The sequence below is a fragment of the Actinoplanes sp. OR16 genome (genome assembly GCF_004001265.1).
Lineage (GTDB): Bacteria > Actinomycetota > Actinomycetes > Mycobacteriales > Micromonosporaceae > Actinoplanes.
In genome coordinates this window covers 5338828-5362973 of the sequence record NZ_AP019371.1, presented here as the reverse complement: position 1 = coordinate 5362973, position 24146 = coordinate 5338828, and the positions used below count along the sequence as shown (strand labels likewise).

Sequence of the window (24146 nt, the reverse complement as noted above, 5' to 3'; positions counted from 1 at the left end):
TGAAGCTGGAGCGGCTCCACCCGTCGAGATCTTGAGCGATCGTCCACACCCCGATGGGCACTATCGCTCAAGATCCCGTGGCGGTCCGATGCCGCCCGCGAGCCGCCGCGAGCCGCCGGCCGCCTCCTCGAGATCTTGAGCGATCCTCCACACCCCGCTGGGCACAAGCGCTCAAGATCCGGGCGGAGGGGACGGCCGCCCCACCACGCACCCCACCAGCCGGCAAACTTGCCAGCCGGCCGCCTCTCCGAGATCTTGAGCGATCCCCCACGCCCCGATGGGCACCATCGCTCAAGATCCAGTGGCGGTCCGACGCCGCCCGCGAGCCGCCGCGAGCCGCCGACCGCCCATCGAGATCTTGAGCGATCCCCCACACCCCGCTGGACACAAACGCTCAAGATCCAGTGGCGGTCCGATGCCGCCGCGAGCCGCCCGCGAGCCGCCGACCGCCCGTCAAGATCTTGAGCGATCCCCCACACCCCACTGGGCACAAACGCTCAAGATCCGTGGACAGCCCCACGCCACACGCCACCAGCCAGCCGCCCGGCCGCCCCTCCGAGATCTTGAGCGATCCTCCACACCCCGATGGGCACCATCGCTCAAGATCCAGTGGCGGTCCGACGCCGCCCGCGAGCCGCCCGCGAGCCGCCGACCGCCTCCTCGAGATCTTGAGCGATCCTCCACACCCCACTGGACACAAACGCTCAAGATCTCGGTGGGTGCCGGACTTCGCACGCGAACAGCGCCGGCGTCCCGGGAGACACCATCCGCTGTCATCGCCCCGCCGCACCAGCTGACGAACAGGCCACCGCCCGCATCACTGCCCCCGGAGCATCAGCAGGTCGGCACTCCCCGGAGAACTGACCGCCGCCACCATCCCGAACCGACCACTCGACCACGTCATCACCGCTGACGAGCGCGCGGTAGCCGGTAACAGGCCAGGAGATCGAGCCGACGGCCAAGCGAGCAGAACGACGACACCCCACCGGGAACCGCCACCGGCAGGACGTCGTCCGTCGCTGACTTCAGCTCTTCCAGAACTCCAGCAGGTCCTTGTCGAGCTCCTGCTGGTACGGGCCGGCGATGCCGTGCGGGCCGCCCGGGTACAGCTTCAGCGTGCCGTTCTTGACCAGCTTGATGGCCTTCTCGGACGCGGCGGCCGGCGGCACGATCTGGTCGTCGTCGCCCTGCGCGATGAAGATCGGGACGTCGAGCTTCTGCAGGTCGGCGGTGAAGTCGGTCTCCGAGAACTGCTTGATGCAGTCGTAGACCGCGGCGAAGCCGGCCTGCATGCCGAGCCGCCAGAACTGGTCGCGGGCGCCCTGCGAGATCGTCGAGCCTTCGCGGTTGGTGCCGAAGAACTGCGCCGACAGGTCCTGGAAGAACTGCGAGCGGTCGGCCAGCACGGCGTCCCGGATCGCGTCGAACGCCTCGATCGGCGTGCCTTCCGGGTTGCTCTCCGACTTGACCATGATGGGCGGGACCGCGCCGGCGGTCGCGATCTTCACGACCCGGCCGACACCGTGCGTCGCGGCGAACCGGACGACCTCGCCACCACCGGTGGAGTGGCCGACCAGGATGATGTCGCGCAGGTCCAGGGCGCGGACCAGGGCGTCCAGGTCGGCGGCGTAGGTGTCCATGTCGTTGCCGAAGTAGGTCTGCGTCGACCGGCCGTGACCGCGGCGGTCGTGGGCGATGGCCCGGAAGCCGTTGTCGGCGGCGAGCTTCATCTCGACGTCCCACGCGTCGCTGCTCAGCGGCCAGCCGTGGCTGAAGACGATCGGCTGGGCGTCCTTGTTGCCCCAGTCCTTGTAGAAGATCTCGGTGCCGTCGTCAGTGGTGATGTAAGGCATGGCTGAACCCTCCGGATTGTGCAGCGGGACGGTCCCGCATCGGCTTCGGGCTCAAAACTGCCCACTCCGAACGGCTGTGCCATCCGTCGAATGACTGCTCCCGCACCGGTGGCAGTCATTCGACGGATGCACCGCACCGGTCGCACAGCAACGCTGAGCAGCATGCCGATCTCTACACTCGCGCCCGCCGACGCGGCGCTCAGACGCAGCCGCCGGCTGTTGCGGGCCAGCGAACTGTTGTCCGCCACCGTCACCACCGCCGACGTGCTCGCCACCGTGCCGGTGCTGATGCGTGACATGCTCGCCACCACCCACGCCGAGGTGGTGATGGTGGGCACACCGCTGAGGAACGGCGTCGCCGCCTCACTCACCGCGCCCGTGCAGCGGGAGGGCCTGGCCCGCTTCTACGCCGGACCGGCGGAGCTGATGGCCGCCCGCCCGGCCCTGGCCGGCGACGTCCACCGGCTGGGCTGGCAGGCGGCGGTCTGCGCGCCGCTGCCCGGTGTCCCCGGCGCCCTGCTGCTGGCTTGGGACCGGCCCCGCGAGTTCGGCGGCGCGGACCGGGCCTTCGTGGTGACGCTCGTGCTCTACGTCACCCGGGCGCTGCAGCGGGCCATCCGGCACGACGCCACCAGCGCGGCCAGCGAGACCCTGCAACGCGCGATCAGCTCGCAACTGCCCCGTGTCGACGGGTACGAGCTGGCCGCCCGCTATCTGCCCGCCGACGCCGGCACCACGGTCGGCGGCGACTGGTACGACGTCGTGCCCGCCGCGCACGGCCGGATCGCCCTGGTCATCGGCGATGTCGTCGGTCACGGGATGAGCGCGGCCGCCGGGATGGGACAGCTGCGCGGCATGCTCCGCGCCTACCTGGTCGACCGCCGCGAACCCCCGTCGGTGCTGCTGCGCCGCCTGGAAGCGGCCAACCACGCCCTGGGCGAGCCGACGATGGCCACCGCCGTCGTCGCCTTCGTGGAACCGGCCCCGAACGGCGGGCACCGGCTGCGCTGGTCGAACGCCGGCCACCCGCCGCCCGTGGTCATCCACCCGGACGGCGACGTCCGCCCGCTGACCGGCAACGACATGCTGCTCGGGATGCGCCGTAACTCGCCGCGGCACACGTACACCTACCCGCTCCCGGCGGGCTCGACGGTGCTGCTGCACACCGACGGTCTCGTCGAGGACCGGGACCGGCACATCGACGAGAGCTTCGCCACCCTGTACCGCCGGCTGCGCGCCGGCGGCCGCCCGCACGAGCTCCTCGCCACCGCTGCGGGCCTGCTCAGCGGTGTTCGCGGCGACGACGTGGCGATGCTGGCGATCCGCATCCCGCAGGACGCAGAAACGTGAGACTTCATGTTTTCTGCCTGGCGCGGAGAGCTTCGGGGTAGTGCACTGTTCCTTCGAAGAAAAGCTTCGGACAACGAGGGCGGGGGCGCGACATGGACGGATTGATCGGCCGGGCACGGGAGCTGGCCGACCTCACCGCGGTCGTCGGCGCCGCCCGCCACGGACCGGCGTCGCTGCTGCTCAGCGGCGCGGCCGGGACGGGTAAGACCGCGCTGCTCGACGCGGCGGTCAGCGACGCCCGTCACCGCGGCTACCGGATCCGGGCGCTGCGGCCGCACGCGCTGGCGCAGCACCTGCTCGACACGTGCGCAGACGCCCTGCCGGAGCATCTCCGCACCCCCGACGGCGAGCCGGCGGCGGTCACCGCGCTGCTGCTCACCTTCGACCTGCTCACCCGCGACGGGCCGGCGCTGATCGTGGCCGACGACGTCCACCAGGCCGACGACGCATCGCTGCGGATCCTCGCGTCCGCGCTGCGCAACACCTCCACCGAGCGGATCGCCGTGCTGCTCGCCGCCCGCGACGGCGTACTGCCCGACACCGCCACCCCGGGCATCCCCCGCTATGACCTCGGCCCGCTCACCGACCAGGCCGCCGCCCGGCTGCTCGGCACCATGGCGCTGCCCGGCACGAGCGCCCGCGCCGAGATCCTGCGCCGCGCCGCCGGCAATCCCCTCGCGCTGCGGGTGCTCGGCGATCCGCACGGCGAGCTGCCGCAGGAGTTCCCGGCCGCGATCCGCGCCCTGCCGCCGGCCACCCGCTGGCTGCTGCTGCACGCCGCGCTCGCCGGTTCGGCCGAGCACATCGGCATCCTGACCCGGGCCGCGGGCATGTCGCTGGACCTGCGGCACTGGACGCCCGCCGAGCAGTCCGGATTGATCACCGTACGCGACGGGCGCGCCCGTTTCCGGCACCCACTGCACCAGGCCGCGTGCACCGTGGTCGAGACACCCGCCGACGTGGCCCGTGCCCACCGCAACCTCGCTGCCGCGACCGACGACCCGTACCACCGCGCCCGGCATCTCGCCGAGGGCAACCCGGGCCGCGACGAGGTGGTCGCCGCCGCCTTGGAGACCGCCGCCGGCGGCTCGCTCGCCCGCAGCGACTACCTGGCCGCCGCCGCGGCGCTGCAGTCCGCGGCCGAGCGCAGCGGCGACGACGAGAGCGCCGCCCGCCGGTACGCCCGCGCCGTCTTCGCCGCCCATCGCAGCGGCGACCCGGAGTGGACGATCCAGCTCTACGAGAAGGCGACCGCGCTGACCCGCGACCCGCACGTGGCCGGCCTGGCCTCCTGCGGCGCCGGATACGCGCTGGTCCATTCGGCGCAGCCCGGACAGGCCTTCGCGGTCGCCGCCCGGGCCGCCCGCGCCGCCGCCGGCAACGACCGGATCGCCCTGTCCGCCACGCTGGTCGCCGCCGCGGCAGCCCTGCACTCCGGCGCGCCCGAGCACCGCGCCCAGCTCACCGCGATGCTTCCGGCCACGGCCGGACGAGCGCCGACCGGAGTGAACGGCGAGCACGCGGGCGAGGAGGACGCGGGCGAGGAGGACGACACCCGCCTGGTACGCGACACCGTCCTGGCCATCGCCGACCCGGCCGGCTTCGCCACGTCCGCCCGCTGCCCGCGCTCGGACGCCACCGGTCCGGCCGGCGTCACCCGGATGCTCCTGGCCGGCACCATCGCGTTCCTGCTCGACGAATCAGCGAAGGCCGCCGGCGAGCTGCACACCGTCTGGGACATGGGCACCCAGTACGGCGCGCACGGCGCCGTCCTCGGCGCGTTCCCGCTGATGGTGGTGGCGCTGATCGACGCCGGCCGGTGGTCCGACGCGGACCGCCTGCTGGACAGCGCCGCCCGGTGCGCCGAGGTGCGCGTCCCGGTCCTCGACTCGGCGCTCCCGGCACTGCGGGCCACCCTGCGGGCGCTGCGCCACGACGGCACGGCCACGCTCGGCGACCTCCCGCTGCTGCCGAGCACCACCCTGATCGACAGCCTGCAACAGCGGGCCGTCGCCATGACCGCTCTCGCAGCGGGCGACCACGACACCGCCTACCAGCACTTCCGCCGCCTGTGGGACGCCGGCGGCGAGCCCCGGCACTACTTCCTCGGACCGCGCAGCCTGCCGCAGCTGGCCCTGACCGCGGCCCGGACCGGCAACCGGGCCGAAGCCGCCCGCATCGTGTCGTCGGCCCGGCAATCCGCCGGTCCGGCACCGACGGATCGCCTGGCGATGCTGCTCGCGCACGCCGAAGCCCTGCTCGACGACACCGACGACGCCGAGCAGCACTTCCACCGCGCCCTCGCCGACCCGCGGCGGGCCATGCACTGGCCCCTCGAATACGCCGAAGCCCAGCTCAACCTCGGCTTGTGGCTGCGCGGACGCCGCCGCATGCACGACGCCCGCCCGCACCTGCTGGCCGCCCGCGACACGTTCCTGCGTCTCGGCGCGCGCGGCCACGCCGACCAGGCCCTCCACGGTCTCCCGGTCGCTCTGCGCCCGGCCGGCGAGCCGGAACCCGAGGCCGAGGCGTTCACCGCCCTCACCGCGCAGAAGCAGATGATCGCCCGGATGGCCGCCGACGGCCTGAGCAACCGGCAGATCGCCGACAAGCTGTTCCTCTCGCCGCGCACTGTCGGCTCCCACCTCTACCGGATCTACGCGGAACTCGGCGTCGGCAGCCGCCATCAGCTCCGCACCCTGATCGGAAACTGACACATGCCCTTCACGCAGCTGATCGGCCGCGACGGCGAACTCGATCGGATCAGCCGGGCCGGCCAGTCCCTGCACCTCACCGGCGATCGCGGCTCCGGCAAGTCCGCCCTGCTCACAGCCGCGGCGGGGGCAGCGCGCGAAGCGGGCCGGCGGGTGCTCGTCCTGCGGGGCGGTCCGGGCCCGTGGCCGCTGCGCCAGCTCCTCCTGGCGGTCCGTCACGATCTTTCCGACCTTCCTTCCCCGGTACGAGGACCAGCGCACGCTTTCCTCGGCCTGGACCCCGAACTACCCCCACCACCGGAGAACGAGCTCCCGGAGGTGGTCCGCGCCGCGATAGCAGCCGTGGCCCGCACCACCCCGATCCTGATCGTCGCCGACGACATCCAGGACCTGGATCCGGCCGCCCTGACCACCGTCACCACCCTGGCCGGCTCTCCCCGGATCACCGTCCTGACCGCGGGCCGGTCCACGCCGGGCACGGCCCAGGCGGGCCGGTCCACGCCGGGCACGACCCAGGCGGGCCGGTCGACGCCGGGCACGGCCCAGGTCCTGCAGCCGGGCACGGCCCAGGTCCTGCACCTGGAGCCGCTGGGCCCGGAGGACGCCGCCCGTCTCCTGGACGGCCGCCACCACACCGGCTCGGCCCGCGACCGGGCCACGATCCTGCACCGGGCGGCCGGCAACCCGGCAGCCCTGATCGAGCTAGCCGACCCCGGTTCCCCGGCGGGCGGCCTGCTGGCCGAGTTCACCGACGCCACAGCCTGGCTGCCCGACCGATCGCGGACCCTGCTGCTCTACGCCGCGGCAGCGGGCTTCCCCACCGAGGCCACCCGGCTGTCCGCCCTCACGACCGCGGTCGCGAGCGACTGGGATCCCGCCGTCGAAGCGGGACTGATCACGATCGACGACGGCGTGGTCCGGTTCGGGCACCCGCTCGCTGCCGAGGCCGCCTACCGCTCTGCGTCAGCTCACCTGCGACGCCGGGTGCACCGGGACCTCGCGGACGCCTTCGGTGACCGGCCCGAGCGCCGTGCGCTGCAGCTGGCCGCCGCCGAGTCGGGGCCGGACGAGCGGATCGCCACCGAACTGGAACGGGCCGCGGCGATCTTCCGGCGGCGCGGCGACCGGTACGAGGCGACCGCCGCCATGCAGCAGGCGGCGGAGCGGACGCCTTCGAGTCAGAGCGCGGCCCGGCGGCTGACCCAGGCCGTGGCCGACGCCCGGGATCTGCGGGACACCGGCTGGACCGCGGAGCTGTACGCCCAGGTCTGGCGCCTCACCGACGACCCGGACGTGCTCGCCGCCGCCGCCCGCCCGGCCGCCATCGCGATGCACTGGGCCGGACGGTTGCACGAGGCGTACGGCATCGTCACCGCCGCCCACCGCGCCGGCCCGCCCGCCAACCCGGCCGACTCCGCCCAGCTGGCCCTGATCGCCGCCCAGATCGCCTGGGTCACCTGCGACGACGACCACCGCCAGGGCCTGCCTCCTCTGCTCGCCGCCGCCGGCGACGATGCCGACCCGGCCATCGCCGCCTACGTGCGGGAGGTGATGGCACCCGCCCGGCACGCCGGGCGGGACCTGCTCGAGACCGTCGCCGTGCCGGCGCCGGAGACCGTGCTGCTGCCCGCCGACCGGCATCGGCTGGGGCTGATCGGCGCGATCGCCACGGCCGAGGATCGCGCGCAGCTGGCGGCCGGCCTGCTGAGCCGGACCGTCGACAGCGATGCCGCGCCCGGGTTCGGGGTGCTGCCGACACTGGTGGGCGCGCTGATCGACACCGGCGACTGGGAGCGGGCGCAGACCCTCACCGACCCGGGCCGCACGGCCGGGCTGCCCGCCATGCGGGTCACTCTCGCGGCGATGCGGGCGCTGCTGCACGCCCTGCGCGGCGAGCACGAAGCGGCGACGCGGCTGGCCCGGGAGACGTGGGAGCGCCTCGACATCCAGGGGAACCGGGCCGCCCACGTACGGCTGCTGCGCGCCTCCGGACTGGCCTCGGCGGACGGCGGCGACCAGGAGAACGGCTACCGCTACCTGCGGATGATGTTCGACCTGGACGGGCGGCCGCTGCACCCGTACCTCTCCTCACGCAGCGTCGCCGAACTGGCGATCACCGCGGTCCGCTGCGGGCAGCAGAACGACGCCCGGACGGTGGTGGCCCGGGTCCGGGAGGCGGCCGGCGCCGACCCGAGCCCCCGGATGGTCGCGCTGCTGCACCTCAGCGACGCGGTGCTGGCCGGCGCCGACGCCGACGAGGAGTCGTTCCGGACGGCGGCCGCGGAGAACGGCTACCCGTACGAGCACGCCCTCGCCAACCTGCACTACGGCGTGTGGCTGCGTCGCCGGCGGAGCCCGCGGGAGGCACGGCTGCTCCTCACGTACGCGGAAAAGATCTTCTCCGAACTCGGCGCGGAGAGCGCCGCCGGGCTCGCCGCCCGCGAGATCGCGGTGGGCGCGCAGAGCGCGACCCCGCAGGACGACGGCGTGGCGACGCTGACGCCGCAGGAGAGGCAGGTGGCCGCGCTGGCCGCGCAGGGGCTGAGCAACCGGGCGATCGCCGAGAAGCTGTTCCTGTCGGCCCGGACCGTCGGCACCCACCTGTCCCGGGTCTACCGCAAGACCGGCATCAGCCGGCGGCACCAGCTCGGAAACCTGTCGTGACGGCGAGCGCCTCACGGATGATGTCGGCGACCTCCTTCGGGTGCGAGAGCATCACCAGGTGCGACGAATCGATCTCGGTGACCGTCGCGCCGGCTCGCTGGTAGCCGAAGCGCTCCACGTCCGGGTTGATGGTGTGGTCGGAACTGGACACCACGCCCCAGGACGGCTTGGTCTTCCAGGCCGCGAACGGCGCCGGCTCGCCGAACGCGAGGGCGGTGAGCGGACGCTGCGAGACGGCCAGGACGCGGGCCAGCGCCGGGTCGACGTCGTGGGCGAAGACCGCCGGGAACTTCTCGATGTCCACCGACACGTCGGTGCCGTCCTCCGCACCCGGCACCGGGTACTTGGTGTAGACCAGCGCGGCGGCGAGGTCCGAGTCGGGGAAGCCGCCCTGCAGCTGGCCGAGGCTCTCCCCCTGCGCGAGGGCGTAACCGGAGAGGTAGACCAGGCCGGTCACGTTCTCCTCGGCGCCGGCCACGGTGATCACCGCGCCGCCGTAGGAGTGGCCGACGAGCACGACCGGGCCGTCGATCTGCCGGACCACCGAGGCGATGTAGGCGGCGTCGCCGGTGAGGCTGCGGTTCGGCACGGCCGGGGCGACGACCTTGATGCCCGAGTCCAGCAGTTCCGGGATGAGCTTCGCGAAGCTGGACGCGTCGGCGAAGGCGCCGTGCACGAGCACGACGGTCGGGGTGGTCGACATGGGTGTTTCCTCCAGTGTTGGGGGGCCTTTGCGCTCCATCCTTCGTCGCGGAGACCTCGGTGCCGTCCGTCAGTCGACTGCTCGCCTAGCATCTCTCTCCAAGATCAAAGGGGAGTGGAACGGCGATGTGGCGCAAACGGCTGATCGAGGAACACATCCGGCCCGACTTCCGCCGGGCGGTGATATACGGGCTGGGAGCGCTCGTCGCCCTCGTCGTCAGCACACAGATCAACCTCGACGGTGCTTCCCGAAGAGAGCAGCTTCTCTCGTACGGATGCGCTCTGCTGGTCCTGATCCTCGGCATCAGCGCAAGTCGCTCCGCCGCGCGTGAGGTGCACCGCATCGCGGTGGCCCGAGCCGGTGACGAAGCCGGAACGCCCCTGCGGATGCTGGTCCTGCTCGGCGGATACGTGCTGGTCATCGCGTCGGTGTGCGACATGCTCGGCGTCGGGCTGGAACATCTGCTGGTCGGCGGCGCGGTCACCGGCATCATCGTCGGCCTGGCCGCGCAGCCGGTGCTCGGCAACCTGTTCGCCGGGCTGGTCCTGCTCCTCGCCCGCCCCTACGTGCCGGGCCGCCGGGTCCGCGTGATGTCCGGCGCGCTGAACGGCCCGCACGTCGGCGTGATCGTCTCGGCCGGGCTGCTCTACACCATCCTGGACACCGAGGACGGGCCGCTGAACATCCCGAACTCACAGCTCATGCTCTCCGCCGTGGGCCCGTATGACGGCGAGTGGCCGCTCCCTTCCACCGATGCCGCCGTCCTCCAGGATCCCGGCGCCGATGTGGCACTCGTCGCCGCCGCCGGTGCCGAAGCCTCACGACGACGGCACGACGAATAGGGTCGGCGGCATGCCGTTCGACGCCGTGCTCTTCGACTGCGACGGAGTCCTCGTCGACTCGGAGCGCATCACCAACGCCGTGCTCCGCTCGATGCTCCAGGACCTCGGCTGGCAGATCAGCGAGGAGGAGGGCTTCCGGCGGTTCGTCGGCCGCGCCCTCACCGACGAGGTCGGCGTGATCGAGGAGCACACCGGGTTCGCCGTCACCAGCGAGTGGATCGCCGAGTTCCGCCGGCGCCGGGACGAGGCTCTGGCCGTCTCGCTGCAGCCGATCCCCGGTGCGATCGACGCCGCCCGGCAGATCGCCAAGCTCTACGAGGGCCGCGTCGCCGTCGCCAGCGGCGCCGACCGGCGCAAGATCGAACTCCAGCTCACCAAGGTCGGCCTCGACGACGTCTTCGCCGGGCAGATCTACAGCGGGATGGAGACGGCGTACTCGAAGCCGGCGCCGGACGTCTACCTGGCCGCCGCCGCCGGGCTCGGCATCGACCCGGCCCGGGCCGTCGTCGTCGAGGACACCCCCACCGGCGTGCGGGCCGGGGTCGCCGCCGGCGCGACGGTCCTCGGGTACTGCCCGCCGGACAGCTTCGCCCACCACGAGCCGGCGGTGCTGCTGAGGGCGGGCGCCACGCGGACGTTCAGCGACATGGCTCTCCTAGGCGCGGAGATCCAAAGCCTCTAAGGCTTCCTGGGCCAGCTTCTCGTCCGCCCGGAAGGAACCGGCCGACAGCAGCTCCACCGCCTGCGCCAGATCCGGCCTGGCCTGCTCGGTCAGGCCCAGCGCGGCCCGGGCCCGGCCCATCGTCAGGCGCAGCTCACCGAGGTATCCCGCGTAGCCGAACTCCTCCGCCTTCGGCAGGGCCTGCTCCGCCTCGCGCAGCGCCTCCGCCCACTCCCCCAGCTCCACGAGCGCCCGGGCCGCGATCGAATGCGCGCACGTCCGGGCACTGAGCGCCGGCCGCGGCGCGACCGGCCGGACGTCGATCTCCCGCAGCGCCGCCGCACACTCGGCGCGCGCCTCCTCGTGCCGCCCCAGGATGTTGAGCAACATCGCGATGCCGGGACGCAGTTGCGCGTACCCGTCATGGTCCTGGATCTCGTCGGCCAGCCGGAGCGCCGTCCGGTACGCCCAGAGCGCCCGCTCGGTCTGACCACCGTTGCGCCAGGCGTCACCCGCGTAGCGCAGCGCCCACCCCTGCTCCTTCACATCGCCGAGCTCGGTGGCGATCCGGTACGCGTCCATCGCGATGTCACCACCCTCGTCCGGGCGGCGGACGCAATGGGTCGCCGCCCAGGACAGGTAGTTGAGGTGGGTGACCTCCTGGTGGCGGTCGGGGAGATGCGCCGCGGCGGTACGGGACAACCGGTAGACCTCGTACCAGTGGGCGTGCCGCGCGGTCCGGTCCGAATACCAGTGCATCGCCTCCGCCACGTCGACGACCAGCTGGTGACGGCCGTCGGCGGCGGCGGCTCGCAGCGCGCCCATCCAGTTGCCGGTCTCGTCGCGCAGCCAGTCGCCGGCCTCCTCCAGGGTCGACAGCGGGACCAGGCCGTCCCAGTCGTCGGGGAGGCGGCCGTACGCGGGTTCGAACCATCGTCCCGCCACGATCGCCGTCCGGAGCAGCCAGTCGACCATGGTGGTCCGGGTGGCGGCGCGGACACCGGCGGCCTCCTCGATGTGCAGTCGCTGCCCGGCGTAGAGTTTGATCAGATCGTGGAATCGGTACCTGTCGAATCCGGTCTGCTGCAGAAGCCCGAGATCCACGAGGTCTTCGAGGGTGTCGGATATCTCGGTCTCATCGGTCAGGACCGTGGCGATCTCCGGCGAGAAGTCGACGCCGGGCACGTGCGCCAGCCGCCGGAACAGCATCTTCGCCGACGGGGAGAGCTGCGCGTGCGACAACGCGAACGCCGCCGCCACTCCGAGATCGCCGGCCTCCAGCACGGCCAGCCGCCGATCCGCGTCGGCGAGCCGATCCTGCAGGTGAGAGGCCGTCCACGACGGGCGGGTGGCCAGCCGCGTACCGGCGATCCGCAACGCCAGCGGCAGATGCCCGCACAACCGGGCCACCGCGTCCACCGCCTCCCCCGCCTCGGGCAGCGCGGCCTGCTCGGCGATCCCCCGCAGGAGCAGCGCCGACTCCGCGGGCTCCAGCGCCCCCAGCTCGATCCGCAGCACGCCTTCGAGCCCGCCCAGCACCCGCCGGCTGGTGACCACGGTGAGTCCGGCCGAGTCACCGGGCAGCAGCGGCCGTAGCTGCGCCTCACTGCCCGCGTTGTCCAGCACCAGCAGGCAGCGCCGGTCCCGCAGCACCGCCCGCAGCTGCGACGACCGCTCCTCGTCGGTCTCGGCGATCCGCCGCGGGCTCACCTCCAGCGCCCGGAGCAGCCGCAGCAGCGCCTCGCCGACCTCCAGCGGCTCCGGGTCCGTACCCCGCAGATCCAGGTAGAACCTGCCGTCCGGGAACTCGTCCGCCACCTCGTCGGCGATCCGGACGGCGAGCGTGGTCTTCCCCAGCCCCGCCTGCCCGTGGACGACCACGACGGGCGCGGGCCTGCCCGGTTCGCCGGCGGCCTGCTGCCGCACCAGTTCCCGTTCCCTCGTACGGCCGACGAAGTCCCCGACAGCCCGCGGCAGCTCACAGATCCGCGGCCGCCCGGCCCCGCTCGCCTTCTCCGCCTGCACGACCCGCCGCAACTCCCCGGCGTCCACCCCGAGCCCGCCGGCCAGCGCCGCGAGCGTACGGGCCTGAGGCGCCCGGCTGTGCCCCCGCTCCATGTCGCTGATCGCCCGGGCACTCACCCCGGACGACTCGGCCAGCTGCTCCATGGTGAGGCCGGCCGCCTGCCTGAGCCCCCGAAGGTGACTGCCGAACTCGGACACGTGGTCCCCCTCCCCCGCCGAACGAGTAGGAGAACACATTCACACCCGCCACGCCTTCCCGGATCGCCCAGCTCACAGGGCGTGGAGTGTCCCGCAGCCCGCGGATCGTCCCCGCTCACATGCCACGGATCGTCCCGCTCACAGCCCGTATGGCATCCTAGGAGGCTAGACCAATTGCCGGGCGAAACCAGTCATGCGCGGCTCCGAAGTCCTCGGCTTCGACCCGACCGGGCGCTACGCCCTCGCCTGCCAGTGGAACCGGATCTCGCAGGAGGAGGCTTTCCTCCGCCGCTGCGACGACTGGGCTCCGCCGCGATCGCCGCCCGCCTGGCCCGCGACCATCCGAGATCAGGCGATTCGGTCACGGCCGTTGTCCTAGACGATTGATCAGTACGTCGACAGCGCCGTGGTCCTGACGAACCGTCCGAGCAGCCGCGCTCTGTACCGGCGCGCCGACTGATCCCCGCCCGCACATGAACCGGTCCGCGCGCTGTCACAAAGCGCACGAACCGACCCGTCACTGTGGACCCCGGCGGTACCCGCCCTGGCGTTATAGTCGACTCCAGGCGGAGCGCCCGCCAGAGCCTTCGGACGGCCGCCCACGCCTGGCCGTCCATCCGGGCCAAGAGTCGCCGACTCAGCGCGCCGGTCCTGGCTGCCGTCCCGTGCAGTGCGTGGGGCTGCCTCGGAGGCGATCATGAACGACACCCATCCCCGGCGGCGTAACCCGCGCCCCGGCCGCGCCCGCAAACGAGCCATCCGTGAGCAGGCCGCACGGACCGGCGTGCCTTATTCGGTGGCCGCCCGCGTGATCGCCGACCTGGGCCTGCAGCCCGGCGAGTCGGTCGCCTCGCACGGCCGCACGATCTACCCGGCCGACCCGCTCCGGCAGAGCCTCGTCGAGCAGCGCGAACGCCGTTCCTTCACCGAGCGCCTGGCCGACACCCGCCTCGCCGCCTCACTGCCGGCCGGCCGCCCCCACCACCTGGTCAACCGTTTCCCGCCGGGCCGGGGCCTGACCGGTTCCGGCGTGGGCCGGCTCTACCACGGCGAGGGCCGCCCCGAGCTGCTGACGATGCTCTACCTGGCCGTGGCCGCCGAGTCCCCGGCCCTGCTGCCCGACCCCGCCGGCCTGGCCTGGGTGGCCGAGATGGCCGAGGAGACAGCGGTCGACATGGAGTGCGCCGAGCTGGACCGCGCAGCCAGATCCATGCTGGAGAACGACACCTCCACCCTGTGGCCCCGCCTGGCCGCGTCCGTGAAGTCGGCTCTGTCCAGCCCCGACCCACTCCTGCGCCAGGCAGCCACCACCCTGACGACCGCCCAGGCCCAGCCCACCACGATCACGCCGACTAGGTCCTCCCCGGACGAAGCGATCACGTCGACGAGGCCCTCCCTCGATGCGGCGGTCACGTCGACGAGGCCCTCCCCGGACGCGGCGATCACGTCGACGAGGTCCTCCCCGGGCGCGGCGATCACCCACCTGGCCGCAGCCGCAGCTCTGCCTTCCCCGTCGGCACCACCGTTCGACGGCGTCCGCCAGATCCTCGACGCCCTCCTGATGGTCGCCGAGGACGGTCACGCGCCAGGCACCCGAGTCCGAGTCCTGGCCGGCCCGAACCGAGGCCGGACAGCCACCATCATCACCGCCGTCTGGGGAGCAGCAGGTCCGCCCATCGCCTACCGCGTCCAGCTGGACGGCGCCACCACAACCCTCGGCATGGCAGCCGGCGAACTCATAGTCCTGGCAGGCCAGGAGTCCCACCCAGCCTGACCTACCAGCCCCGCAGCACCACCCTTCGTCCCCGTCCGGCTGCGCGCCGTACCCCGAGTCCTCGATCCCAGCAACCGAACCCAGCGACATCGCCCGCCTGTGGATCTTGGACTGCGGCGGCGGCCCTGGTCACGCTCCGCTCCGGCACCGTCGATTGGTGGATGATGGTGGGGCCTGGAGCACCTACAACTTTCCACAAAGCCCCGATGATCCAAGATCCCCGTCACCCTCCGCTGTTCGGGACGGCCGGGACAAGGTGGTCGTAGGCCCAGGTCGCGACACCCGCCCGAGCAGCACAGGCCGCGGAAGACGCCGGGCAGCACAGGGCCCGGGCAGCACAGGCCCCGGGCAGCACAGGCCGCGGGCAGCACAGGCCGCGGGCAGCACAGGCCGCGGAAGACTCCGCGCAGCACAGGCCGCGGAAGAGGCCGTACCAGCGGTTCCGCCGGTGGGCCGCGGACGGCACCTGGGCACGGTCGGGAGCCCACGTCGTCACCCCGGCCGAACTCGACGACGACATCGACTGGCACGCGCCCAGATCAACGCGACGATCCTGCGTGCCCACGGTGCGCGCACCCTGTGGACCGGCGAGGACCAGCACGCCGCCGACACGGCAAAAGCGGCTGGACGTCACCGAAGCCCGGGCAAGCGACGACATCGGACGTTCCCGAGGCGGGCAGACCACGAAGATCCGCACTCCAGCCGACGGTTGAGGTCGCTCGCTGATCATGCCCGCGCAAGCCCCCGGCACCCGGCACCCGGCACCCGGCACCCGGCACCCGGCACCCGGCACCCGGCAAACGATCCCGCTGCTGAACCGCATCCGGTTGGCAGCACCTGGTCTTCTTCCCCGGGCCCGCTGCTGCACGTCGGTCTTCTCCAGGGCGGTGCCTCGTCCACGCCCACTTCGGCGGCGACGGCTGGCTGCCGGCAGCGAATACGTCCGCACTCGTCAACCGGCCCCAGCACGCACGGCCGCTAACCCCGAACACGCACATCAGCGAGCGGGAGCCGGCCCACCCGCTCCCGGATCAAGCAGAGTCGGCCCGCCCACCCCCAGATCAAGCGCAGCCAGCCCGCCCGGCCCCAGATCAAGAGGAAGCCAGTCCACCCGCCCCCAGATCAAGCGGAAGCCGGCCCCCCGCCCCCAAATCAAGCGGGCACAGGCCGCCTCCCGGAACAGGTCACCCCACCGGGACGCCGGCGGCGGCTGCTCGGAACGTCAATCGGTCTCCCTCCACGTCGACCACCACTCGCTGACCAGGTCGTAGGTCGTTGAAGAGGATCTGCTCGGACAAGGTGTCTTCGAGCTCGCGCTGGATGGCGCGCCGCAGAGGACGTGCGCCGTGGACCGGGTCGAAGCCCTTCGCGGCCAGGTGGCGGCGGGCGGCGTCGGAGAGTTCGAGGCCCATGTCCTTGTTCTTCAGTTGTTGCTCGATGCGGGCGACGAAGATGTCGACGATGTGCAGGATCTCGTCTTCGGTCAGCTGGTGGAAGACGATGGTGTCGTCGATGCGGTTCAGGAATTCGGGGCGGAAGTTCTGCTTCAGCTCGTCGGTCACGCGCAGTTTCATCCGCTCGTAGGAGGATGCCGCCTCCTCGGACGCCTGGAAACCGAGGGACACGGCTTTGACCAGGTCACGCGTGCCGAGGTTGGTCGTGAGGATGATGACCGTGTTCTTGAAGTCGACGATCCGGCCCTGACCGTCAGTGAGCCGGCCGTCCTCCAGAATCTGCAGCAGCGTGTTGAAGACGTCGGGATGCGCCTTCTCGATCTCGTCGAAGAGCACGACCGAGAACGGCTTGCGCCGAACCTTTTCGGTCAGCTGCCCGCCCTCGTCATAGCCGACATAGCCGGGCGGCGCACCGACCAGCCGGGACACCGTGTAGCGATCGTGGAACTCGGACATGTCGAGCTGGATCAACGCGTCCTCCGAGCCGAACAGGAACTCGGCCAGCGCCTTGGACAGCTCGGTCTTCCCGACGCCGGAGGGCCCGGCGAAGATGAACGAGCCGGACGGCCGCTTCGGATCTTTCAGACCAGCCCTGGTACGCCGGATCGCCCGAGCGACAGCCCGCACCGCATCATCCTGGCCGATCACCCGGCGGTGCAGCTCGTCCTCCATCTTCAGCAGGCGGGTGGACTCCTCCTCGGTGAGCTTGTAGACCGGGATGCCGGTCCAGTTGCCGAGGACCTCCGCGATCTGCTCCTCACCGACGTCCGACCCGGCCTCGGCACTGGTCATCCGCCGGATCCGCATCCGCGCGCCCGCCTCGTCGATCAGGTCGATCGCCTTGTCGGGGAGGAACCGGTCCGAGATGTATCGATCGGCGAGCGTCGCCGCCGCGACCAGCGCAGGATCGGTGATGCTGACGCCGTGGTGCGCCTCATAACGGTCGCGCAGCCCGCGGAGGATCTCGATGGTGTGCGTCAGCGACGGCTCCTCCACCCGGACCCGCTGGAACCGGCGCTCCAGGGCGCCGTCCTTCTCGATGCTCTTGCGGTATTCGTCGTTCGTCGTCGCGCCGATCGCCTGGATCTCGCCGCGGGCGAGGACCGGTTTCAGGATCGACGCCGCGTCGATCGCGCCCTCGGCCGCGCCCGCGCCGACCAGGGTGTGGATCTCGTCGATGAACAGGATGATGTCGCCGCGGGTGCGGATCTCCTTGAGCACCTTCTTGAGGCGCTCCTCGAAGTCGCCGCGATAGCGGGAGCCGGCGACCAGTGCGCCCAGGTCGAGCGTGTAGACCTGCTTGTCCTTCAGCGTCTCGGGCACGTCGTTGCTGACGATCGCCTGGGACAGGCCCTCGACCACCGCGGTCTTGCCGACGCCGGGCTCGCCGATCAGGACCGGATTGTTCTTCAACCGGCGGGACATCACCTGCATGACCCGCTCGATCTCGGACTCCCGCCCGATGACCGGGTCGAGCTTGCCCTCGCGGGCGGCCTGCGTCAGGTTGCGCCCGAACTGGTCGAGGATCATCGACGTCGACGGCGGGCCTGCGGTCGCCGTGCCGGTGGCGGTGACGTCCTTCTCCGGGTAGCCGCTGAGCAGCTGGATGACCCTCTGCCGGATCCGGTTGAGGTCGGACTCGAGCCGGACGAGCACCTGCGCGGCGACGCCCTCGCCCTCCCGGAGCAGGCCGAGCAGGATGTGCTCGGTGCCGATGTAGTTGTGGCCGAGCTGGAGCGCCTCACGCAGCGACATCTCCAGGATCTTCTTGGCCCGCGGCGTGAACGGGATGTGCCCGCTCGCCGGCTGCTGCCCCTGACCGATGATCTCCTCGACCTGCTCGCGAACCCGGTCGAGGGTGATGCCCGAGGCCTCCAGGGCGCGGGCGGCGACACCCTCTCCCTCGCGGGCCAGGCCCAGCAGGAGATGCTCGGTGCCGATGTAGTTGTGGTTGAGCAGGCGGGCTTCCTCTTGCGCCAGCACGACGACGCGTCGCGCACGGTCGGTGAACCGCTCGAACATCCCCATCACGTCCCTCGTAAGCGCGTTGACTCAAGGAACGCGCTGAGTCGGGGACTCTTGGCCACCTCGAAGACGAGGGCCAGGCTCGGGCGGGCGCGCCACCCGCAGTCATCTTATCTCGCTCGGGAGCGCGGCAAGGGGCCCCGCGACGACCGGGCTGCAGGCCGTGAAGATCGAGACTGACCCCTCGCACGAAGGCGCCCGGCCTGTTTAGACTCCGCGCCCATGAAGGAAAGTGTGCTGCTCGGCGAGATCACCTGCCCGTCGGGTGAACTCGTCCTGATGGACGGCGGCAGTCTCGGGCTGTGGTCCGGCGAGCTGTCGCCGGACGAGACCGCCGAGCCGGGCACCGTCGCAGCCGCCGACTTCGAGATCGCCGGAGCGGACGCGCTGACCGCGGCCCGGTCGTTCGACAGGCAGTCGGGCCGGTACCTGTACGACATCCCGCAGCACAGCGTCGCGAAGGTCCACGCGCTCTTCCAGGAGCACTGCGAAGAACACGGCTTCCAGGCGGCGCTGCGGTTGTTCCCGCGCCGGGTGCCGCACCGGGAGCGGCTGCGGCGGGCCCTCAAGACGGGCGCGCCCGATTTCCTGGTCGCCGGTGTCCCGGCGGTGCCGGTCGGCGACCTGCCCGCGGACCGCCCGCTGCCGGTCACCGCGACGCCCGGGCCGGACGGCTGGCGCGAGATCCAGATCTGGATGGGCGCCGGCACGCCGGTGGAGACACGGCAGCTCGGCGCCATCGTCGTCGAACAGGGCCGGTTCGTCTTCGCCGACGTGGACGCGCTCGGCGACTGGGTGCACGAGGAGACCCTGGACGGCCTCGCCGACCTGGTCTTCTGGGGGCGCGACGAGGAGCTGATCGCCGCCGAGTTCCGCACCGACCGGATCGGCATCCTGCCCGGCGACCCCTTCGGCTGGGCGAACATGCCGGACGAGGAGGCCTACCAGCTCGCCGTCCGCCTGCAGCACCGGCAGTTCGCCGAGCCGCAGGCGGAGTTCGCGTTCGACTTCCGGCCGCACTCGCATCAGTGGCAGGCCATGGCCGGCATCCGCGGATCGATCCACGACGCCGCCGTGGTGACGGCCGGCAACGCCGATGTCATGGTGACGACGACGTCCGTGGGGGACGGCGCTTTCCCCGTACGACTGGATCTGGATGTTGCTGGAAAGCCGGCGGCGATCCGCATAGCTGTAACGCGGTCAGCCCTCTGAGAGGACCGGACGCCGGCGCGGAGCGATCCCCCGCGCCACACCGGTCGCCTCCAGCCGCCCGGCGATCATCAGGCCGATCCCGGTGAACACGATCGCGCTGACCGCCATCAATCCGAAGAAGACGCCCTGCACGGCCACCGCCATGTCGTCGATGTTGAAGAACGCGTAGGCGGAGATCGCGTAGAACGTCTCGAACACCACCGCGGTCAGGTAGAACAGCCACGGCTTCCAGATCCGGTAGAGCGTCACGAGGAAGCCCAGTTCCAGCGCCACGCCGACCATCAGGTTCGTGATGATCGCGCTCGGCCCGGCCGGCGTCGGGATGTTGATGATCCCGGCGATCAGCATGGTGAGCACCGCCGCGCCGGGACGCCGGAGCACCGCGAGCGCCACCACCGGCCCGACCAGCCAGACACCGACCATCGCGGCGTAGACGAGCGGGACGGCGGCCGAGATCGCCGCCGCGACGAAGTTGGCGGGCAGCAGCAGGACACCGGTGGCCGCGCCGATCGCCGCGCACGCCATCAGGAAACGCGTTTCATCTATCCGACTCCAGATATGTGAGGCACCAGGTAGCAGAGCGAAATCAGCCAGGCCGCCAGCACCGCGTCACGAGCGCGGAGCGGCACGATCCGTCGTTCGGTCCGGGCGCGATGCGCGCCGAAACCCCGCGCTTCCATGGCCAGCGAGACCCGGTCACCGTGCCGGATCGCACCGGCGAGCAGGGGTACGGCGTAACCGGCGTACCGTCGTCCGACACCGAGCAGCCCTTGTCCGGAAACGACCCCTCGCACGCGATGGGCGAGACGGATGACCTCGAGATCCTGGCGGAACCGGGGCACGAACCTGATCGCCGCGAAGCCCGCATAGCCGATCCGGTAGGGCATCCGCAGATGGGTGATCATCGAGCGCACCAGGTCGGTGCCGTCGGTGGTGAGGCCGGCCAGCAGCGCGAGCAGCATGACACTGGCTACCCGCAGACCGGTGGCGAGGCCGGTCGCCAGAGCGCCGGACCAGAGCGTGAACGGTCCGATCGTCAGCAGCGCGGTCGTGTCGCCGACCTTTGCCGGATCGGTCCAGACACCGAAGGACACCGTCATGACAGCCACTAGCGCTACCGGCCCGATGATCATCCACAGCAGTGTCCGGCCTCGCAGCCGTCCGAAAAGGATCAGCATGAGCATGGCGGTCAAGGCGAAGATCGCGGGGGTACGGAGGTCCCGCGACCCGATCGACACCACCATGGCCGGAATCGGCGCCAGCACTTTGACGACCGGGTTGTAGGTGCGCAGGTCGAGCAGGGGGTCGATGCGGCCCCGGTTCGCGGTCGGATGAGTGGGCCGGCCACCCTCGATCCTCCGCCCGGTTCTCGTCATGGCGCCGGTTCTCGTCATGGCGCCGGCCCTCGGATCTTGGAGGGTCGCGGGGTCGTCTCCCACGCTCGGATCTTGGAGGGTCGCGCGGTCGTCTCCCACGCTCGGATCTTGGAGGATCGCGCGGTCGTCTCCCACGCTCGGATCTTGGAGGATCGCGCGGTCGTCTCCCACGCTCGGATCTTGGAAACTCACGCTGCCGTCCCCGTTCCCCGGATCTTGGATGTTCACGGGGTCGTCTCCAGGGCGGGCAGGTCGGCCAGGCGGGTGAGACCGTGCCATTCCGGGTGGTTGACCAGGGCACGGGCGGCCCGGGCGAGCGGCGGCGGGCGCAGACCCGTCGCTTCGAGAAGATCCGCGTCGGCGTAGATCTCCGCAGGCGTGCCGTCGCCGGCGATCCGCCCGCCGTCGAGGACGAGCACCCGGGTGGCGTGCTCGGCGACCAGCGTCATGTCGTGACTGACCACTACGATCGTCGTGCCGTCCGCGTGCAGGCCGTCCAGCAGCGACAACAGCTCGGCGGCGCGTTCCCGGTCCTGCCCGAACGTCGGCTCGTCGAGCACCAGCACGTGTGGCCGGGTGATCAGCGCGGCACCGACCGACAGCCGTCGTTTCTGGCCTCCGGAGATCAAGAACGGATGCGTCGTACGGAGTTCGCGCAGCCCCAGCCGGTCGAGCAGCTCGCCGGCCCGCGCCTCGGCCTCCTCGGCCGGCACCCCGCGAACCCGCAGACCGTACGTGAGCTCGTCATCCACCCGGCTAGTGACGAACTGGTGCTCCGGATTCTGGAACACGAACCCGACCCGCTCGGCGAACACCCGCGGATCGGCGGTGACCGGGTCGAGGCCGTCGGCGGTGACAGCACCGCGCCGGGTCGTGATGACGCCGGCGAGGGCCTGGGCGAGGGTGGTCTTGCCGGCGCCGTTCGACCCGACGACGGCGACGAACTCCCCGGCCGCGATGTCCAGGTCGACACCGTCCAAGATCCGCGTCGAGCCCCGGAACACGCTCAGGCCCCGTACGGCGATCGCCGGCCGCCCTCCGGTCGTGAGATCCCGGGCACCGGCCATGCGATCCCGGCCGCCGCCCTCGGGATCTCGGAGCAGCGCGGGAAGCGTCGCGGTCGCGTCGAGAGCCGCCGCCAGCTCGGCCGGAGTAAGCGGCAGACGGCCGAAAACGATCCCCGCCTCGCGCAGGCGCAGCGCGGCCAGTGTGGCGGCCGGTAACCAGACCCCCAGTTCGAGAAGGTGATCGGCGTTCTCCCGCAGCGTCTCCCGAGCGGGACCGTCGAGCACGACTCGCCCCTCGGCATCGAGAACGATCACCCGGTCGACCAGGTCGATCGCCGCGTCGAGGTTGTGTTCGACGAGCAGGACGGCACGGTCGCGGTCAGCGGTGATGTCACGCAACGTGCGGAAGACCTCCTCGACCCCGGACGGGTCCAGGTTGGCGGTCGGCTCGTCGAGGACCAGCACCGGCGTACGCAGAGCAAGCGCGCACGCGATCGCCAAGCGCTGCCGCCCGCCGCCGGAGAGGCGGTCCGGCTCCTCGTCGCGGCGCTCCCACAGACCGACGCGGCGCAGCGCGTCCTCGGCCCTCGCCTCCACTTCGGCGGGCGGCAGAAGCAGGTTCTCCGGTCCGAAGCAGACCTCGTCGAGGACGGTCGCCGTGACGATCTGGGCGTCCGGATCTTGGAAGACCATGGCGACCTCGGCGGCCATCCGCGGCACCGGCGTGGTCCGGGTGTCGTGGTCGCCGACCCGGACCGTGCCGTCCATGTGGGCGTCGACGACCTGCGGAATCAGTCCGTTCACGGTGAGCGTCAGGGTGGATTTGCCGCAGCCGGACGGACCGAGCAGCAGAACCACCTCGCCGGCGTTGATCTCGGCGGTGACGTTCTGCGGGCGGGCCGGACCCCACTCCTCGTCGATCTCGTGCCGGACGGAGACTCCGGTCAGCTGCAGCATGAGCCTAAGGATAGGCAATCCTTATTTCCCGGAACACACCCTCGTCTATGTGCGGTCGAGTTGACTGAGGGCGCTCAGCAGCGTTGAATCCCGTCTGGATGTGTTGGTTTCCGAGCGGGGGACGAACCTTGCGATCGACCGCGGAGACGACGACCGGTCTGCGCACGGCCGGCGAGTCCTGGACGTGCCCGCGACCTGCGGCTTCTACACCGACCGACCTGTGGATCGACCACGCGCCCGGCCACCGGGTGAGCGTTCTCGCGGGCGACATAGCTCTATTTAGCTACTTATATCAGCCTGAACCGGCATTGCAGGCGATCCGCACCCTGGCCGACGACGCGCTCCCGCCTGCCGCGTGGACACCACCGCACATCGACGAACACCCGCGCCTGCGCCCGACCAGCGACGATTCCCTGAGCGAACTCTCCACCACGGGTGTCACCGCGACCGCCGCTCACCGTCTGATCTGGACCGGTCACGACGGTGCCCCGGTCCTCGACGAATGGCGTGCGCTCACCGCCCAGCTGACCGGCGACGACAGCTGGGTCCTGCTCTTCGAGAACACCCTCACGAACGTCTCCGGAGCGCCCCTGACGTACGGCTCGGCCGGCACCACAAGCGGCGGCCTGCGATGGAGGGGCACACTGTCGTTCACCGGCGACGGCCCCTCGGAGGTACGCCCGGTGCAGTCCCCGCCGGCCCGCGTCGTCCTGGTGGCCGACGACGCCAACCCGCCCCACCCCCCGGTGCACTCTCCGGGCAACGGCCACACGATCGCTTTCCGTCACGCCGCCGCGATCGCCGCAGGTCCCCGCGATACCGAGGCGCTGGCAACGCTGGCCCGGACAGCCCTGACCGATCCCTAGCCTCAACGCCGGCCCGCCCACCGACCCGCCCACCGACCGACCCGCCCGTCAGCCAGCCCGCCACCTGCCCGCCCGCCACCAGTCGCCATCAGCCCGCCATCAGCCCGATCTTGAGCGATCCTGCACATCCCGGAGTTCAGAATCACTCAAGATCCGCACAAGAAGCTCAGAGCACCGAGAGCAGCCCGCCACCGCCACCACCACCACCACCACCACCAGATCTTGAGCGATCCTGCACCTCCCAGAGTTCAGAATCACTCAAGATCCGCACAAGAAGCTCAGAGCACCGAGGACAGGCCGCCACCACCAGCAAATCTTGAGCGATCCTGCACACGCCGCGGTACAGAGTCACCCAAGATCTGGGCCCGGCAACCGTCCACCCGCGGGAGATCTGCGCACCTCGGAGCGCTTCGAGGGGCACCTCGGAGCACCTCGATGCGTCGGCGCACCACGAGGCGTCGGCGC

15 protein-coding genes are annotated in these 24146 nt (G+C 71.6%); 8 read left to right on the top strand and 7 right to left on the bottom strand.

All coding sequences use genetic code 11. The features are described 5' to 3' along the window. Window positions 1-1025 precede the first annotated feature (1025 nt). Window positions 1026-1853 (bottom strand): alpha/beta fold hydrolase, encoded by an 828-nt coding sequence (locus tag EP757_RS24405; protein WP_127549712.1) that lies wholly within the window; start codon window positions 1851-1853, stop codon window positions 1026-1028. 162 nt (window positions 1854-2015) lie between these two features. On the opposite strand from EP757_RS24405, the gene EP757_RS24400 reads away from it, so the two are divergent. The 3 genes from EP757_RS24400 to EP757_RS24390 all read left to right on the top strand — a co-directional run bounded on the left by EP757_RS24400 (window position 2016) and on the right by EP757_RS24390 (window position 8581). Further along, the gene (locus EP757_RS24400) at window positions 2016-3203 is read left to right on the top strand and encodes a PP2C family protein-serine/threonine phosphatase (RefSeq protein WP_127549710.1); all 1188 of its coding nucleotides are present in this window, start codon (window positions 2016-2018) and stop codon (window positions 3201-3203) included. A gap of 92 nt (window positions 3204-3295) precedes the next feature. Beyond that, complete coding sequence (locus tag EP757_RS24395; protein ID WP_127549708.1) at window positions 3296-5917, top strand: LuxR family transcriptional regulator; 2622 nt, start codon at window positions 3296-3298, stop codon at window positions 5915-5917. A 3-nt stretch (window positions 5918-5920) separates the two neighbouring features. Next, window positions 5921-8581 (top strand): LuxR family transcriptional regulator, encoded by a 2661-nt coding sequence (locus EP757_RS24390; RefSeq protein ID WP_127549706.1) that lies wholly within the window; start codon window positions 5921-5923, stop codon window positions 8579-8581. Here EP757_RS24390 and EP757_RS24385 read toward each other — a convergent pair. Beyond that, a complete protein-coding gene (locus tag EP757_RS24385; RefSeq protein WP_127549704.1) occupies window positions 8547-9284 on the bottom strand; it encodes an alpha/beta fold hydrolase in 738 nt (245 codons plus the stop codon). The two genes, EP757_RS24390 and EP757_RS24385, sit on opposite strands and share 35 nt — an antisense overlap. Before the next feature lie 125 nt (window positions 9285-9409). Between EP757_RS24385 and EP757_RS24380 the strand changes: the two genes are divergently transcribed. Then, a complete protein-coding gene (locus EP757_RS24380; protein ID WP_127549702.1) occupies window positions 9410-10126 on the top strand; it encodes a mechanosensitive ion channel family protein in 717 nt (238 codons plus the stop codon). A 10-nt stretch (window positions 10127-10136) separates the two neighbouring features. Beyond that, window positions 10137-10808 carry an HAD family phosphatase gene (locus EP757_RS24375; RefSeq protein ID WP_127549700.1) on the top strand — a complete coding sequence of 224 codons (672 nt, stop codon included), beginning with the start codon at window positions 10137-10139 and terminating at the stop codon, window positions 10806-10808. Here EP757_RS24375 and EP757_RS44640 read toward each other — a convergent pair. Further along, on the bottom strand, window positions 10782-13010 hold the full coding sequence (locus EP757_RS44640; protein WP_127549698.1) for a helix-turn-helix domain-containing protein: 2229 nt from the start codon (window positions 13008-13010) through the stop codon (window positions 10782-10784). The two genes, EP757_RS24375 and EP757_RS44640, sit on opposite strands and share 27 nt — an antisense overlap. 697 nt (window positions 13011-13707) lie before the next feature. On the opposite strand from EP757_RS44640, the gene EP757_RS24365 reads away from it, so the two are divergent. After that, entirely contained in the window at window positions 13708-14784 is a 1077-nt protein-coding gene (locus EP757_RS24365; RefSeq protein WP_127549696.1) for a hypothetical protein, read from the top strand. Between the two features lie 1184 nt (window positions 14785-15968). Here the strand turns inward: EP757_RS24365 and EP757_RS24355 are convergent. Continuing rightward, entirely contained in the window at window positions 15969-18260 is a 2292-nt protein-coding gene (locus EP757_RS24355; RefSeq protein ID WP_127554414.1) for an ATP-dependent Clp protease ATP-binding subunit, read from the bottom strand. Between the two features lie 225 nt (window positions 18261-18485). On the opposite strand from EP757_RS24355, the gene EP757_RS24350 reads away from it, so the two are divergent. Continuing rightward, complete coding sequence (locus tag EP757_RS24350) at window positions 18486-19475, top strand: hypothetical protein (RefSeq protein WP_127549692.1); 990 nt, start codon at window positions 18486-18488, stop codon at window positions 19473-19475. On the opposite strand, the gene EP757_RS24345 is transcribed toward EP757_RS24350, so the two are convergent. Genes EP757_RS24345 through EP757_RS24335 form a run of 3 tightly spaced genes read right to left on the bottom strand, consistent with a single transcriptional unit; the run spans window position 19464 to window position 22815 of the window. Next, on the bottom strand, window positions 19464-20000 hold the full coding sequence (locus tag EP757_RS24345) for an ECF transporter S component (RefSeq protein WP_127549690.1): 537 nt from the start codon (window positions 19998-20000) through the stop codon (window positions 19464-19466). The two genes, EP757_RS24350 and EP757_RS24345, sit on opposite strands and share 12 nt — an antisense overlap. Window positions 20001-20017: 17 nt before the next feature. Further along, on the bottom strand, window positions 20018-21022 hold the full coding sequence (locus tag EP757_RS24340) for an energy-coupling factor transporter transmembrane component T (RefSeq protein WP_232049978.1): 1005 nt from the start codon (window positions 21020-21022) through the stop codon (window positions 20018-20020). Window positions 21023-21075: 53 nt separating this feature from the next. After that, on the bottom strand, window positions 21076-22815 hold the full coding sequence (locus EP757_RS24335) for an ABC transporter ATP-binding protein (protein WP_174262442.1): 1740 nt from the start codon (window positions 22813-22815) through the stop codon (window positions 21076-21078). A gap of 128 nt (window positions 22816-22943) precedes the next feature. Between EP757_RS24335 and EP757_RS24330 the strand changes: the two genes are divergently transcribed. After that, window positions 22944-23681 carry a DUF6807 family protein gene (locus EP757_RS24330; protein WP_160165871.1) on the top strand — a complete coding sequence of 246 codons (738 nt, stop codon included), beginning with the start codon at window positions 22944-22946 and terminating at the stop codon, window positions 23679-23681. Window positions 23682-24146: the final 465 nt, after the last annotated feature.